16 protein-coding genes are annotated in these 15224 nt (G+C 50.4%); 5 read left to right on the forward strand and 11 right to left on the reverse strand.

Annotated features, from left to right (window positions below; genetic code table 11):
• Positions 1-18: 18 nt before the first annotated feature.
• From FCL47_RS13830 to FCL47_RS13840, 3 genes are all read right to left on the reverse strand, one after another.
• Entirely contained in the window at positions 19-855 is an 837-nt protein-coding gene (locus FCL47_RS13830) for an aminotransferase class IV (protein ID WP_136814100.1), read from the reverse strand.
• 147 nt (positions 856-1002) lie between these two features.
• Positions 1003-1212: a DNA repair protein gene (locus FCL47_RS13835; protein ID WP_136814101.1), complete on the reverse strand. Its 210-nt coding sequence runs from the start codon at positions 1210-1212 to the stop codon at positions 1003-1005.
• A 345-nt stretch (positions 1213-1557) separates the two neighbouring features.
• Positions 1558-1803 carry a SlyX family protein gene (locus tag FCL47_RS13840; RefSeq protein ID WP_205747318.1) on the reverse strand — a complete coding sequence of 82 codons (246 nt, stop codon included), beginning with the start codon at positions 1801-1803 and terminating at the stop codon, positions 1558-1560.
• Positions 1804-1950: 147 nt separating this feature from the next.
• Here FCL47_RS13840 and FCL47_RS13845 point away from each other — a divergent pair, with 147 nt between their 5' ends.
• Both FCL47_RS13845 and FCL47_RS24415 read left to right on the forward strand, forming a co-directional pair.
• On the forward strand, positions 1951-2865 hold the full coding sequence (locus FCL47_RS13845; protein ID WP_136814102.1) for an AEC family transporter: 915 nt from the start codon (positions 1951-1953) through the stop codon (positions 2863-2865).
• Positions 2866-3112: 247 nt separating this feature from the next.
• Positions 3113-3271: a hypothetical protein gene (locus tag FCL47_RS24415; RefSeq protein WP_153306372.1), complete on the forward strand. Its 159-nt coding sequence runs from the start codon at positions 3113-3115 to the stop codon at positions 3269-3271.
• 98 nt (positions 3272-3369) lie between these two features.
• Here FCL47_RS24415 and FCL47_RS13850 read toward each other — a convergent pair whose 3' ends face one another.
• Together FCL47_RS13850 and FCL47_RS13855 are read right to left on the reverse strand one after the other, a co-directional pair.
• The gene (locus FCL47_RS13850; protein ID WP_136814103.1) at positions 3370-6291 is read right to left on the reverse strand and encodes a PAS domain S-box protein; all 2922 of its coding nucleotides are present in this window, start codon (positions 6289-6291) and stop codon (positions 3370-3372) included.
• A 226-nt stretch (positions 6292-6517) separates the two neighbouring features.
• The gene (locus FCL47_RS13855) at positions 6518-8128 is read right to left on the reverse strand and encodes a YdiU family protein (RefSeq protein ID WP_136814104.1); all 1611 of its coding nucleotides are present in this window, start codon (positions 8126-8128) and stop codon (positions 6518-6520) included.
• A 177-nt stretch (positions 8129-8305) separates the two neighbouring features.
• Between FCL47_RS13855 and FCL47_RS13860 the strand changes: the two genes are divergently transcribed.
• Positions 8306-9013, forward strand: a complete 708-nt coding sequence (locus FCL47_RS13860) for a hypothetical protein (protein WP_136814105.1) — start codon at positions 8306-8308, stop codon at positions 9011-9013.
• A 14-nt stretch (positions 9014-9027) separates the two neighbouring features.
• Here the strand turns inward: FCL47_RS13860 and FCL47_RS13865 are convergent, their stop codons facing one another.
• From FCL47_RS13865 to FCL47_RS13880, 4 genes are all read right to left on the reverse strand, one after another.
• Positions 9028-9810: a Sir2 family NAD-dependent protein deacetylase gene (locus FCL47_RS13865; protein ID WP_136814106.1), complete on the reverse strand. Its 783-nt coding sequence runs from the start codon at positions 9808-9810 to the stop codon at positions 9028-9030.
• 24 nt (positions 9811-9834) lie between these two features.
• Positions 9835-10224: a DUF1992 domain-containing protein gene (locus FCL47_RS13870; RefSeq protein WP_167496490.1), complete on the reverse strand. Its 390-nt coding sequence runs from the start codon at positions 10222-10224 to the stop codon at positions 9835-9837.
• Between the two features lie 14 nt (positions 10225-10238).
• Positions 10239-10907, reverse strand: a complete 669-nt coding sequence (locus FCL47_RS13875; protein ID WP_136814108.1) for an alpha/beta hydrolase — start codon at positions 10905-10907, stop codon at positions 10239-10241.
• Positions 10908-11001: 94 nt separating this feature from the next.
• Complete coding sequence (locus tag FCL47_RS13880) at positions 11002-12000, reverse strand: NUDIX domain-containing protein (protein WP_167496491.1); 999 nt, start codon at positions 11998-12000, stop codon at positions 11002-11004.
• 118 nt (positions 12001-12118) lie between these two features.
• On the opposite strand from FCL47_RS13880, the gene FCL47_RS13885 reads away from it, so the two are divergent.
• Both FCL47_RS13885 and htpX read left to right on the forward strand, forming a co-directional pair.
• A complete protein-coding gene (locus tag FCL47_RS13885) occupies positions 12119-12517 on the forward strand; it encodes a GatB/YqeY domain-containing protein (protein WP_136814110.1) in 399 nt (132 codons plus the stop codon).
• Between the two features lie 99 nt (positions 12518-12616).
• On the forward strand, positions 12617-13525 hold the full coding sequence (gene htpX, locus FCL47_RS13890) for a protease HtpX (protein WP_370459555.1): 909 nt from the start codon (positions 12617-12619) through the stop codon (positions 13523-13525).
• 60 nt (positions 13526-13585) lie between these two features.
• Here htpX and FCL47_RS13895 read toward each other — a convergent pair whose 3' ends face one another.
• Entirely contained in the window at positions 13586-14431 is an 846-nt protein-coding gene (locus FCL47_RS13895; protein WP_136814112.1) for a 50S ribosomal protein L11 methyltransferase, read from the reverse strand.
• A gap of 20 nt (positions 14432-14451) precedes the next feature.
• Positions 14452-15123 carry a hypothetical protein gene (locus FCL47_RS13900; protein WP_136814113.1) on the reverse strand — a complete coding sequence of 224 codons (672 nt, stop codon included), beginning with the start codon at positions 15121-15123 and terminating at the stop codon, positions 14452-14454.
• Positions 15124-15224: the final 101 nt, after the last annotated feature.

Here is a 15224-nt window from a genome sequence, read left to right on the forward strand (position 1 = left end):
ACTTCAACAGGGGGGAAATCAGCCTTGAAAAGAAACGGTATTGTCCCTGAACAGCTGCATTATTCTTTGGGTCCGGCTGCCGGGCCTGCCGTCGCCCACCTGAATAGAGTCGACATGCACGATGGGTACGACCTCCCGCACCGAGGAGGCGAGAAAGACTTCATCCAATAAGCGGATTTCGTCCTTATGCAGCTGTCGTTCGACAATCGGAAATTCTTTCTCCGCCAGGGTAAGCACCACCTGGCGGGTAATGCCGGGGAGGACCCGGTCGCAAGGCGGGGTTATCAGGGCGTCTCCGATGAAGGCGAAAAAATTCGACGTCGTTCCCTCCAGCAAAAAGCCGTTTCTGTCGACATATATCGCTTCAATGGCCTGCTGGTTTCGCGCCTCATTCTGGCAGAGGATTGCCGGAATATAGTTGATGCTTTTTGCCCCGGGCATAAAGCGATCCACATGGCTGGTGATCACTTTTGCTCCACTCGTGTACCATTGTGCAGGCATCTTTTTGACTTCGGTGACCATGACCAAAAGCCTGGGTGAGTCGCCCGGGGTGATCCCATCGCTGCTTAAACCACCGGTGACTACGATGCGGATGTTGCTTTCTTGATGGTCATTGCGAGCCAGAGTTGCCTCGACGATCCCCTTGATTTCTGCTCTGGAATGCGGCAGTTTAAGGCCGATCAGGCGGGCAGAACGTTCAAGTCGCTTGAGGTGGTCATCGAGGTGGAAGGGGACCCCGTTGTAGGTCCGCAAAAAATCAAAGACGCCAAAGCCCCGTATGACCGACAGGTCGTTTACCGATATATGGGCCTGATCTTCCGCTACAAATTCGCCATGCACATAGTATATATCCATTCCAGCTCCCTGATAATGACTCTATTCTGCCTCACCCCGGTATACGAACAGCGAAGAAGCCGGGACTCTTTTTAGTACCCCCTTGAGGGGGGGTAAGTGCCTTGAGACAAATTGTTTTCTTGCAAACAAGAAAAAATCTGTAAGGTACTAAAAAGGTGGGTCAATACCCTTTTCCCGGCAGTCCTGAATATGTTTTTCGACCGCGTGGCGGAAATTTTCTTCAAGCTCGGTAAAAGTTTGTCCGCTGTAGGGAATTTCTTCATCGATGAACAGAATTTTGCCAAAGAGCGAATAGTCGCTCGTGTCTACCTTGATAGAACCATGGTAGCCTTTGTGTATTATGGTCTTTTGTGCCAACTGTATTCTCCTGTTGTTTGTCTGCTTAAAAGGGTGGGGGTTTTTAGTACGCCCTTGCGGGGGACGTTCATTAACCAAAAGGTTTTTTGTAGCGAGAACGAGATGTTTCCTGATAAGCCACTAATCCCGCCCAACAGCTTTGCGGGATTTTTTTTAATACTCGCTTGACGGGTATAAGTTCCTTCACGAAAAAACTCTCTTGTAAAAAGCACAAGATTTTTCTTATCGGGCCACTAATCCCGCCTAAAAGATTTGCGGGACTCTGTTTAGTACTCGCTTGACGGGTGTAAGTTCCTTCACGAAAAACTTCTCTTGAAAAAGCATAAGAGAAGTTTTTCTAAGTCACTAATAATGCGGTGGGGGGGGATCTTCACCACCATCGTAAGTATTATCTTCGACAGCACTGAGCAGCGCCTGAAGGCGGAGGATCTGGTCCTCAAGCGAGTTGAGCTGGGCCTGCTGTTCAATGATGACATCGTTCAAGGCATCAATGGTCAGCTCCTGATAGAGAAACTTTTCTTCGAGGATCTGGAGCCGGTCATTGAGAGCAGTACCCATCGCCATTTTGTCTGATTGGTCTTTGTCTTTCATAGCAAGCCATAGTAAAGTGGTCGGTAAAAAACGCAAGATTTTTTGTGTTTCGTGTGAGCATCTTTGCTGCGAAGAAGCCATTGTACATTGTTATCAAAAAGTGTAATGGGGTGTCTATGACTGAATTCCTTTCATGTGGAGATTATCGTGATCATACTCAACTCGCTGTTTCCCATCTTTATTCTTCTTTTATTGGGGCGGGTTCTGCACAAATGGGGGTTGACTGACAGTCTTTTTCTCAGGACCAGCGATCGGCTCATCTATTATTTCTTTTTCCCAGTCATGTTATTCTGGAAAATTGGCAGTGCCTCTTTTGAACAGGGCATTGACTGGGATTTCTGCGTTGCATCACTGCTGGCTCTGTTGACCATGTTCGGGATCAGCACCCTGGTGATACGATTGTTTCATGTTTCTTCATTCCAGGCAGGTTCCTTTTCCCAGAGTTGTTACCGTTTTAATACCTATATTGGGGTGGCGGTCATACTCAACAGTCTTGGCACGGAAGGGATGAAATATTTCGGCATAATCATTGGTTTTGCAATTCCTCTCATCAATGTCTTTGCCGTTTCCCTGCTTATCTGGTTCTCAGGCCGGGAAATTGGTATACGCAGACGCATCTCCATTACCGGCAGGGCGCTCGTCTCCAACCCGCTGATTCTTGGTTGTCTGGCCGGGATCGCTTATTCCAGGCTGATCGGCGGTTTCCCTGTCTTTATCAACAACTCTCTGAGCCTGATTTCAATGGTCTCTCTGCCGCTTGCCCTCATTTCCATTGGCGGCAGCCTGAGCTTTGCAGGGGTTAAGGGCAATTTGCCACTCTCTTTTCTTGCGTCGATTTTAAAACTTATCGTGTTGCCCGGCATAGGCTGGCTGTTCTTTTCCCTTTTTGCTGTTACCGGTGTTCCCTTCAAGGTTGGGATGATTTTTTTAACCTTGCCGGCATCGACCGCCATCTATGTGCTCTCGTCTCAAATGAACAGCGATACCGAACTTGCTTCTGCTGCCATTGTTCTTTCTACCCTTCTTTCCTTCTTCTCTCTTTCTTTTGTTCTGTTGCTCTGACGTACGCCAATTGCCACCAGCTGTTCCTGTATATTGATTATTTATTCTATATGGTTAGTTGCTTTGAGGAAAAAATTGTTCATTTAATTGACTTTATACTGGTTATGGGACGATTGCTGACATATAATTAGATAGACTGTACCTGACGGGTTGTAGATATGCTGCAGTGTGGAGCGTAAGCAACCTGAGACAGGTAAGAGGACGGGATAGGAGCGTTACTCCAATGATAACCAAGAGGAGTATATCTATGAGAGGAACATACGAAGCGTATATACTGGTGAAAGTAAAAGATGGAAAGAAGTATGTCTGTGCTCTGAACCGCCAAAAAGGAGACAAAGAGGATTTAGGTCGACTTAACCGAAAAGAAAGGCAGGAGTATTTAGAAAATCAGGTCATCTGGAACTGATGCAATCAGTGTAAGTAACGGGCTTTTTTCCAGGAATTATTGCCTGGGAAAAAGCCCTTTTTTTGTCTTATGCATCCTGATGGGGCTGGGCGCGGTCTTTATTGTTGAACTGGGAGTATATTCAAAACCTGTTCAAACTGATGGAGGCTATAGGGCTTGGCGATTGCCGCGATGAAACCGTAATCCTGGTGATTGGCCATGACCGGGTCGTTTGAGTAGCCACTTGAAACAATGAGGTTGGCAGAGGGTGCCTCGGCAAGGATGTGTTTGGCTGCCTCGATTCCGCCAATTCCACCGGGAATTGTCAGATCCATAATTACCGCTGAAAAAGGTCTTTGTGTGTTCATGGATTCTTTGTACAGTTCGATAGCTTCTTCTCCTGTCGAACAGGTGGTAACCGTGTAGCCCAGATGGGTGAGCATTGACCAGGCAACTTCCCGTATCATTTGTTCATCATCCATCACCAGTATTGTACCACCTTGATGGCGACTCATGTTTTGCTCAGTGGGTACCTGGTGCTCCGAATAGGTCTTGCCGACCGATGGAAGATATATCGTAAAAGACGTTCCCTTATCGAGAACTGAATCGACTGCGATATGTCCATTATGTCTGGCAATGATTGAATATGCAGAAGCAAGGCCAAGCCCTGTGCCTTTCGGCTTGGTTGTAAAGTAAGGATCAAATATTTTCCCCCTGTTTTCCTGCGAAATGCCACAGCCTTCATCTCTGATGGTTATTTTGATATACGTCCCCGGGGTGAGATTGTAACTGTTAGAATCATCAATAAATTTGTTTTTGGCAATGATATTGAGTGCCCCACCGCCCGGCATTGCCTGGCTACTGTTGATTATGATATTGTTCAGTACCTGACTTATCTGGCCTTCATCTGCTTTCACGGCGTCAATGTTGTCTGCTATATCAACAAATGCCCTGACGTTTGATCCGCGAAGCATCAGTGATACCGCCTCCGGGATAATATCATGGGCTGAGATTATTTTCTTTTGCGGCTCACCTCCTCTGGCAAAAGTTAACAGCTGCCGTGCCAGTTCGCCGGCACGTCTGGATGCTTTTTCTGCTTCGGCAAGATGGGTGGAAATTTTGTGTTCGGGTTCAAGGAGTACTTTCGCAAAAGATATGTTGGCCATGATGCCGGTCAGAATATTGTTGAAATCATGGGCTATGCCGCCGGCAAGAACTCCGAGGGATTCCAGTTTCTCAATTTTCTGTTGTTCTTTTTCATGTTTTTTCTGCTCGGTAATATCTTCGATCGTGGCAATAACACCACTGCGGGGGTGGCCGGGAACAACCGGGCTGAATATTCCCCGTAGATGTCTTTTCTTACGGCCGGTTACCGAGGTGTAAATCTCTTCGCAGGAGACAATCTGGCCAAGCATGGCTTTGCCGAGGGTCTCCCGCACGATCGGTGAGCTCTGGTGCCTCGCATTGAATCCCAGAATCTTATCCCGGGTTGATCCCATAATCTCGGTAAATTTGTCATTGCAATCCCATACTGTTCCCTCAGCGTTGAGGCAGACTATTCCCAACGGCGATTTTTCAAAGATAATCCGATACCTGCGTTCGCTCTCCCGCAAGGCTTCTTCCATTTTTTTACGCTCGGTAATATCGATGGAAAAGGCGGCCAGCAGGGTTTTATCTTCTTGGGATATCAGGAATTTTACCGTCGTATAGGTGCGGCCGTTCCACTGTTGCTCAAGCTGCAGCGGGATGCCTTCGGAGACAACTTTCCAGTCATCGGCCATAACCCTGGCGGCAAAGTCTGCCGAAAATAAATCGGTCATACTCATACCGATCATTTTGGCGCTTGGTATGCCGGTAATCTGTTGATAATTCTCACTGGTCTGCAGAACTCGGTTGTGCGATTCGGTCACCTCCTTGATGATGATATAGCCAGGAGAATAGTGCATGAACAGCGCAAAAATTTCGTTTACGTTGCGCATGGCATCAATCGTTTTCTTTTTCTCCAGCGCATCGCCTATATGTCGGGCGACGTAAACGAGCAGGTCCTTGTCTTTTTCGGTGTAGACGATGTCGCGATAGCTCTGCACCAGGACCACGCCGGCGAGATTATCAAGATAAAATGGTACGCCAATGAGCGAGTGGGCCTTGGATCCTAGATATTTGATGCCGTTTTCCTCGCAGAATTGGTCAAAATTGTCGGGGCCCAATAGAATAGGTTCGCCGCTCTGCATCAGAAAACTGGTCATACTGGGTTTCTGTTGCGGATCGACTTTTATTTTCATTCCCTGGAAATGGGCGTCGAGTTCATCGAAATAGTAAGTGAAACTGATAATTTGTTCGCCATCCTGTTCATTTCGCAGGGCAATGAAAAAATTGCGGGCATTAATAAACCGGCCGACAATTTTATGTAGCGAGGAAAAAAGATCCTCCTCTCTGGTAAAGAGGTGCGCCTGTTCGCTGATTTCGTAAAGTGCTTTCCGCAGCTGTTCCGAATATTCAAGCGATGCCATCGAACTTTTGAGGTGGCAAACCAAATCTTTGCTTTTCAGCCACGAATCAATCAGCAATGTTACCGTCTGAATGCCCTGCAGATATTCTTCGGGGAAGGGAAGATTTTCCCGACAGCCGATATAAAGAAGCGCCGACCCCTTCGGATTTTCAGACAGTGGAAAAAGGGCATGGGACTGATTGCCGGTGGCGAGCAGAAACGGTGGTGTGTCCTGATCATTACGGACGACCAGAACTTCAGGACGGGCGAATATGCCGGCCACAGCCGGCGCCTGAGCTGGCAGTAAAGGAGGTACACACCGGGTGGACTCTGGTGCCGATAGCTGGGAAGCGTGGGGGGTAAAACTCTTTTGCCTTTCATTATAGAAATACATCTCCACAAAGACATCACCAAGCCTTGCAAAAATATGAACCCGGAGAAAATCGGTGAAGTCTTCAGCCGACGATTCGGCATTGTAATTTCGGTGTGCATCCGCGATGATCTGGAGAATTTCTCGGGAAGTAATGAAAGGTGTCGGGCGTCGGTTGATCATGAAAATTCGGCTAAAATATAAAAATTAACCGGATTTCGAGCTGATATCCGGTTTGATTGAGGCTGAAGCAACTTTTGTGACAGGTAATCACGGTTGACCTGGAATGGCCTTTGAGTTGTTACAAAGAAAGAAATGCAAGCTTTCTTATACTACAAATGTACCGGTAAAAACAAATGAAGTTGTAAAAATACCGACGAGATCCAATGTTAATAGCGGTTGGGAGAAACTAGGAGCTGCACGAGAGCATCGAACATCCCGCACGGTTGCGGGCCCACTCGGGACGTTTTACCGCGAAATGCGCCTTGTCCGGTTGCTCGTTGTAAGGGGCGCGCACCAGCTCGAGCAGTTCACCGACCATGGAAAAATCGCCTGCCTCGGCCTTGTCGATGGCCTGTTGCGCTAGATAATTGCGCAGAACGTACCTGGGGTTAATGTTGTTCATTTTTTGCCGGCGCAGCGCATCGGGCAGGTTGTCCTGCTGGAGTCGCTGCCTATATCCGTTCAGCCAGCTGTTCAGCCGTTCTCTGTAGTCGATGGTTATTTCTTCTTCCTTGTAGAATGCTTCGACAAGAGCCGCCGGCAAACCGTCCCCGTCATGTGGTGTTGAATCGGTTGAGAGGCAGGCCAGATTTCTGAAAAAGATTGTCATATCCGTTTCAACGAGCTGCAGGATTTCGACAAGTTCGCCGATCAGCGCATCGTCCGTCTCGGGTGAAAATTGCATCAGGCCGAGTTTGCCGGCCATCATGTCGTTCCACCCGGTCAGAAACAGGGTGTTGTACGTATTGAGTGCTTCCTGGAGAGGTTCGGCCGACTGTACCAGAGGGTAGATGGCATTAGCCAGCTGGAGCAGGTTCCATTGGCCGATATGCGGCTGATTGCTGAAACAGTAGCGCCGGCCATGGGCGTCGGTAGTGTTGGGCGTCCATCGTGCATCGTATCCTTCCAGCCAGCCGTATGGGCCGTAGTCGATCGTCAATCCGAGAATGGACATATTGTCGGTGTTCATTACCCCGTGAACGAAGCCTACCCGCATCCAGTGGATGATCATCGCTGCGGTGGTGCGGCAGATTTCTTTGAACCATTCGATATAACTCGCAACAGAAGGTTCGCCGAGATGCGGGAAGTCGGTTCGAATGGTATAGTCGACCAGTTTTTGCAGCAGAGCCGTTTCGCCTCTGGCTGTCAGGATTTCAAAATTGCCGAACCTGAGAAATGACGGGGCGACCCGGCAGACCACCGCCCCGGGCTCGTCTTTCGGGTGGCCGTCGTAAAACATATCCCGCGTCACCAGCTCACCGGTGGTAATGACGCTGAGAGCCCGGGTAGTCGGTATGCCGAGGTGGTGCATAGCCTCACTGCACAGAAACTCCCGGACCGACGAACGCAGGACGGCCAGGCCATCGGCGCGACGTGAATAGGGGGTCGGTCCTGCCCCTTTCAGCTGGAGCACCCACCGCTCTTTCTGGTTGTTGATGACCTCGGCAAGATTGATTGCCCGGCCATCACCCAACTGTCCGGCCCAGCTGCCGAATTGATGCCCGCCATAACACATGGCAAAAGGGTCCATGCCCGGCAGGAGTTTGTTGCCGACAAATATTTCCGCAAATAGCTTGGACGAACACACCTCTTCCTGCAGGTTGAGTAACTCGGTTACTTCACGGCTGCAGGCTACCACTTTCGGCCGGGCAACTATTGTCGGCTTGACCCGTGAATAGCAGGCGTTGCTCACCTGGCGGCGATAATTATCCGGTTGCGGGTCTGCGGGGAGTTGTCGGACAAAACTGTTATCGAAAACGAGAGATTCGAGGGTCTGGTCGCGAAGCGGCATGTTCATAAGGAGGTCCACCTGTCAGTTGAATTACTCTTGCCGACAAACACTAAGCATGCCACAATGTGACGGCAAGAGCCGTTCTTTTTCGTGGAATACGTTGCCAGATATGGGGACAGGAGTTATCTATACCCTAGTTGAAGTTGGCAGATGACATCAATTTGACAGGGGAGTAACCGGGAGATGGTGGTAAGGATTCTTATTGCAGGTTTTGCATCTTTTGTCGCTGGATTCAGCTACCTAACCGGCCTGGCGAAGATGATGACCGGACTGTTGCTTGGCTTCAGCGCATTCTGTTCGTTTTTTTTTGGCGTTCTGTTTGTCTTACCGATAGATGCCGATCGAGCTTTTTTCCCGGTATACATTAAGGTGCCGGCGTGGCCGTATTTTCTGATAGGAGTAATTCTCGTCGCCATGACCATGGCTCTCTTTCTGGTCAAAACCAAGCCGGTACAGGAAGAACAGGTCGCCGCTGTTCATTTCAAATACCTGCTTGGCGGCACCGGCGGCTATCTGGCCAGTCTTTTTCTCTCCTCCGTCTTCTGGTTTCCTTCCGATGCCCGGCGATTGTCGGCCGATCCGACGTCCTTGACAAGAGACGTACTCATCGGCACATGCCTGTTTCTGGTGGGGGTGTCTGTCTCCTGCTATCTTTTTTACCGGGCGTCGAGGGGGACGTCCGAACGCCACCCTGATCTCATGCGACGATTTGTCCTGGGCTTTTTTACCTTTTTTCAATTCGACAAGATGCCGATTCTGGTTGCCTATCTGCTGATCTATTCACCGGAAACCGAGATCAGTTTTTCCAATATTGCTGCTCTGGCGCTTGCATCCTCAATTCCGGTCGCCATCTTTTTACTGAAGACAACCCTTGATACAAAGGAGAGCTGACTGCATGCCCGTGTCTATGTTCCGAACACACGCCGGCCGAATAACGGCAGAGTAGCAGCCAGGTCGCCGGCAAAGAAATAGTCGGGAAAAGATGTCGTTTCTGCGTATCCGTGGGCTGAAAGTGCCGGTTCCTGGTTGAATTCGTAAATCAGTCCGCCTCGTTCCTTGACCGATACCGGCAGACCCGCCGCTGGATAAACCTGGGCCGAGGTGCCGATAACCAGCAGGAGATCGCATTCGAAGATGAGCTCCTCAATCGCATCCAGGCTCCTGACAGCCTCGCCAAACAGCACAACATTGGGTTTAAGGGGCGAGTTGCAGCGGGTGCAGGCAGGAACACCCGACATGGCATAATGCTCCCCGGTGACCGGGACGACTGTCTCGCACCACAGGCATTGCAGGTGTTGATGGTCGCCATGGATCTCCAGTACATTTAAGCTGCCCGCCGCCTGGTGCAGGTTGTCGACGTTCTGGGTGACAAGCCCTCGCAGAAGTCCGTTGTGTTCAAAGTCGGCCAGCACCTTATGCGCCTGATTCGGTTTTTTCCCGAGCAGTCCTTTGCCCATCTCCCGGTAGAGTTTCCAGGCCTTCTGCGGATTTTTGAGAAAGACATTGAGGGTTGCATATTCGTCCGGCGAAAAGATGGTCCATACTCCGCCGGGGCTGCGAAAATCGGCAATCCCGCTATTGACCGAGATGCCCGCTCCGGTAAGGGCTACCGGACAGGATGCCGTTTTGAACTTGTCAACCGCTTCGGCGAGATACTCAAGGCTTTTGTCGAAAATGATGGTTTTCATATTCTTCTCTTTGGTGGCGGTGGCCTATTTTTTCACGGTTTTGGAACGTACCGTTATCCTCTCCACAACCTGGCGGTAATATTCATGCTGGCTGGATATGCTCGAGGCGTTGGGCCGCTTGGCGTCAACTTTCATAAGCAGGACGTTGAGCTTTTTCATCTGTTTCAGCCGTTCGTGTTCATCTTCCGTGCAGGCGATCAGGTCCTCCAGTTTTTTTATTTGCTTGCGTTCCTCAATTTCCGGCGGAAGATAGCCGCTGTTTTTGAGAATTTTATAGGCCATTTTCAGGTCTTCCGGTACAAACCGATCATCTTCCAGCGGCAGGGGTTTGTTTTTCCACTTGGGCGAATTCAGGTCCTTTTCCCGCATGGCCTCGGCAATTCTCTGTTCGGCGATGAATGCCAGCGAATCCATAAAACCTCCGTTATCTAGAATTTTGCACGCAGAATGCTTTGCAGCCATGCGGAAATATCACGAATCTGTTCCGGGCAGACGGCATGTTCCATCGGATAACTCTGATAGCTGACCTTGTAGCCCTGTCTGGTGAGCTCGCTGGTCGATTTGCGGCCGAGCTGTTCCGGCACCACCGGGTCATGCACCCCGTGCTGGATTTTGATGGGGATTGTTTTATTTATCTCACTGTAGGCAATGGCATCGGCGGTGGCCAGATAGGTCGACATGGCGAGGAGCCCACCAAGCTGTTTTTCGTAGCTGAGCGCCACCTGGTAGGCCACCGCACCTCCCTGGGAAAAGCCGGCGATAACTATCTTTCTGCTGTCGATACCCCGTTCAATTTCGCGACCGATAAAGGCGTTGATTGCCTGGGCGGACTGCATCAGACCGGCAATATCAATTTCTCTGTCAATCTCCATCGCCATGATATCGTACCAGGCAGGCATGACAAAGCCGCCGTTGACGGTCACCGGCATGGTTGGGGCATGGGGGAATATAAACCGAACCGTCAGGTCAGCCGGCAGGTTCAGCTCCGGGACGATGGGGGCAAAATCGTTGCCGTCCGCACCGAGTCCGTGCAGCCAGATCACTGTACTGTCAGGGGCGGGGGTTGTTTCCAGTTCAATAGCCGGCAGGAGGGACATTGTTGATTCCTTTATGTATAGTGGGCAGGGGTGCCATCGCGATGATTTTATAAAAAAGTATGATAATCATACCAGAGGGGGGCTGCACGGGCAATCATCCGGTTATCTGAGGTGCCTGTGTACTTTTCTTGAGCAGGATGTTCAGCCAGGGTTGTACCTTACCCCGCAGAAGTGAGGGCGATTCGTATATATCAATGATGCTCAGCTGGGGATACTGTCTGAGCACCTGCTCCATAAGCGGGATGGTGTAATTATTGAAAAAACGCTGTTTGTAGTCCTGGTATTCTGTCTCGCCCCGTTTAAACGACATATACCAGATGCCCCCCGGTTTCAGTGCCTTGCAGATGACAGTAAAGGTCGCTTCAATCCGGGACCTGGGGATATGCAGCAGACTGGCACAGGCCCAGATGCCATCGTAGGTGTTTGTTTCTTCCAGCTCTTCGGCTTTCTGGACCCGAACCGGCTGGCCCAGATATTCAGTGGCGCTCTCAGCAATCGCATCTACCGGGTCAACGGCTACTATTCGGTGCCCCGCTTCAAGAAAAAAGCGGCTGTCGCGTCCGGAGCCGCAGCCGAGATCAAGGACCAGGCTGTCCGGGGCGAGCAGCGCGAGGAAGCGTTGGCGTATCTGCCCGGTAAATTCGAGATCGATGGTTTCCTGAATATATTCCCGGGCGTTGTCTTGATAATATGCAAGGGTTGCGGTCACCTGATGTTCTTCCTGCAATTTCACCACGAAGGGCATATCGGCTGGTGCCCATTGCAGCGAAAGAAGTTCATGCGCCGGCAGCCAACAGAGTCGATCATGGTCACGGCACTGAAAGGTTCCGCTCAGGTGCTGTACCCGATACGCCAGGAGTCTGACTCTTTTTGTCCCGTAATCGTAAATCGAGTCGCCAAAAAAGTCACCGATTTTACATTGAACCCCGAACTCCTCGCTGAGTTCTCTTGCAAGACAACCTTCATTTGTTTCATCAGCCTCAACTTTTCCCCCTGGAAATTCCCAATATCCGGCCAGTTGGCAGCCGGGTTTTCTTCGGGCGGCCAGGATCAGACCGTTTGTTTCAATGATGGCGGCGGTGACCAATAGCATATGTTGAGAGAATCCTATTTTTTTTCGTGGATGAAGATGGTATCGTACCTGCTCGCTGCTTGATATGATCAAGTCTTTAATTATATAACACAAAAGCTTTTCTATAGAGGAGAAAAAGATGAGCATGCAGGAATCCCTCAGTGTGGAGTTGCGGGCCGCGATGAAGGCAAGAGATACCGACCGGATCGGAGCCATCCGTATTCTGATCGGCGAATTTGCCCGGCAGCCGGGCAAGATATTGACCGATGAGCAGGTGATCGCCATTATTAAAAAACTGATAAAATCAGAGAGAGAACTTCTGGCGGCTCAGAAGCAGGAAGATTCTCCTTTCCTGGCTATCATGGAAGGCTATTTACCCAAACAGGTCAGCGAAGAGGAGATTTACGCCTGGGTGAAGGAAAATATCGATTTCTCGGCCTTTGGCAACAAGATGCAGGCAATGAAGCCGATCATGCAGCATTTTGGCAGCGCGGCTGACGGCAATACGGTGAAAAAAGTATTGCAGCAGTTTGCCTGAGCCGGCTTTTCCACCAAAAGAGTCTGGCATCTTGTCAGAGGCAAACCGATGTTTATCTTTATCATCTGATAAAAACCGCAGGTTCCGTTTGCTTGGCGGATGCTGCTGCCTGCAGGAAAAAGATCCAAACAGTGGAGGAATAACGTGTTACGAATAGTTCTTTTTTTAGCAACCAATATGGCGATACTGCTTTTGCTGGGCATTGTCATGAGTCTTCTAGGCATCGATTCCAGATCTACCTCCGGACTGCTGGTCATGGCGGCAATGTTCGGCATGGGTGGTTCGATGATCTCCCTGGCTATGTCCAAATGGATCGCTAAGAAATCAACCGGGGCAAACGTTATTGAAAATCCGCGCAACCAGACAGAGCAGTGGCTCGTTGATACGGTTCGGCGCATGGCAGAAAAGGCGGAAATCGGCATGCCTGAGGTGGCGGTTTACAATTCTCCGGACATGAATGCTTTTGCTACAGGGATGAATAAAAATTCAGCCCTGGTCGCTGTTTCCACCGGGCTCTTGCAGAATATGGCCAAAGATGAGGTTGAGGCGGTGCTTGCCCATGAGATTACCCATGTGGCCTGTGGCGATATGGTGACGCTTTCCCTGATCCAGGGGGTGTTGAATACCTTCGTCATCTTTTTCTCCCGCATCGCCGCCAATATTATCGATAACTTCCTGAGAAGCGATGAAGAAGGCGGGGGGCTTGGTTTTATGGGCTATATGGCGGTGACCATCGTTCTCGAGCTGGTTCTCGGGCTTTTTGCCTCGATGATAGTCATGTGGTTTTCGCGAAAAAGAGAGTTTACCGCCGACAAAGGTTCTGCCTATCTGACCAATAAGGCAAAGATGATCAGCGCCCTTCAGCGACTACAGGCAAGCCAGGAACCATCGCACCTGCCTGATCAGGTGGCAGCCTTTGGTATCCGGCCCAAGGTCGGCGGCATGGCAGCGTTGTTCAGAAGCCACCCTCCCATTGAGGATCGGATTGCCGCACTCCAGAAGCTGTGATGCAATAGCACAGACAGCTGAAAACCTGATTTCAGCTGTCTGTTTTGATATCTGGCGGGATTACTTTGTTTCCGGCATGTTGGTTATGCCAAGCAGGGTGTGCCAGATATCGTCCTGGTTCCAGCGTTTTAAGATAAGCACCGGCTGGGTATGCAGGAATTCGGTAATTTTGTCCACCTCGCCACGCAGAAGGCCAGACAGGACAAACCATTTTTGTCTGAGAAACCCTTCCGTTCGTACCAGGTCCTTCATCACATCGTAGTGGATATTGGCGACCAGCAGGTCGGTGGCGACGCTGGTATGTTCTTCCGCCCGACCATTGACTACCAGGATCTGGTCTTCCAGATGATTCAGCCGCACGTTCATGCAGGCGGTCTGCGTGGCCAGGAAATTATAGTCAACGGCGATAATTTTCTCGCAGCCCAGTTTTGCCGCGGCAAGGGCCAGAATGCCGGTGCCTGATCCAAGATCGAGCATGGTTTTGGCCTTTTTACCGGAACAGGCTATGTCGATGGCTTCAAGGCAGGCCTGGGTGGTTGGATGCGTGCCGTTGCCGAATACTACGCCGGAATCAAGGGTTATCGCGATGTCATCTGCACCGGGAGATGCTTTGATCCAGGTGGGATTCAAAAGAAAACGACCGATTCGTACAGGCTCAATACTGCCGCCCTGCCATTCGGCGTAGGTCATTTTATATTCGTCAAGCAGCTTGAGCCCCTTGAATTCGGTTAATATTTCGACGACCTGGTCTTTTGCCGGTTGGGTAAAAAACAGGAAGCTGAAATCATCTTCAACCCAGTTGCCGATAAAGTTTGCCGCACTGATTGTATGCAGCGCAGGGACGATGCCTTCGATATAATAGATAAACAGCAAGGTGTCCGGCCGAAGGAGGGGTACGGGATGCATAATATTTTTCTAGGACACCATCAATATTTTATCTTTGTCAGGAAGGCCTGCATTTGATTGAGCATGCTCTTAACCTGATCTCCGGCAATTGAGTCGCCTGCTCCTTTGACTGCAGCATCGTAGAGCTCGAGCCAGGCGATGACCGCTTTGTTGTCCTGCCTGTCGTAGAGCTTCTTCTTGTAAGCCTCTCCCGTCAGTTGCAGCCCTTTTTTGGGCACGGCTTTGCCCTGGATCTCATTGTTCAGCGGTATGCCTCTGGCGAGGCAGAGACTGCGGAGTTCCGTTTCGAGGATGGCGCCGGCGATGACTGCGGCTGCCCAGGGGTTGTCCTGTTCATAGTGCATGCGGGCGAGGCGGAGCATCTCCAGTAAGATATCCCGGGAAATAGCGCCGCCGGTGGTCGCGAGCCATTCGCCCTGTAACTCCCTTATGGCTGCAGCAAGCATGCCGATGCCTCGTCTGGTGCGGCTCGCCGTGTGGTGGATGACCTCGGTTCGAAAGCTTTCATAATAGATGCTTCCCTCGCCGAAAACTCGACCGAGAAACGAGAGCGCGGAGATCCTGAAATCGTGGAATTTTTCTTCGTTGACAAGGGATTTTGACTGGGTGTCACTGGTTTCCGTGGCGAGGACCTTTTCTCCCATGGTTAGTATTGCATTGGCCTGGGCAATAAGCTCGTCTTGGTTTTTCATCTTTTCTGGTCTCTGGTCAAATTAGCGGGGATCGATTTTTTGTAACTGTGCACCGGGTACGCAAAAGTGCCTGCATAACCTCAGGCGTATAAGCGTTTACC

This window comes from Desulfopila sp. IMCC35006 (assembly GCF_005116645.1).
In the GTDB taxonomy this organism is placed as follows: domain Bacteria; phylum Desulfobacterota; class Desulfobulbia; order Desulfobulbales; family Desulfocapsaceae; genus Desulforhopalus_A.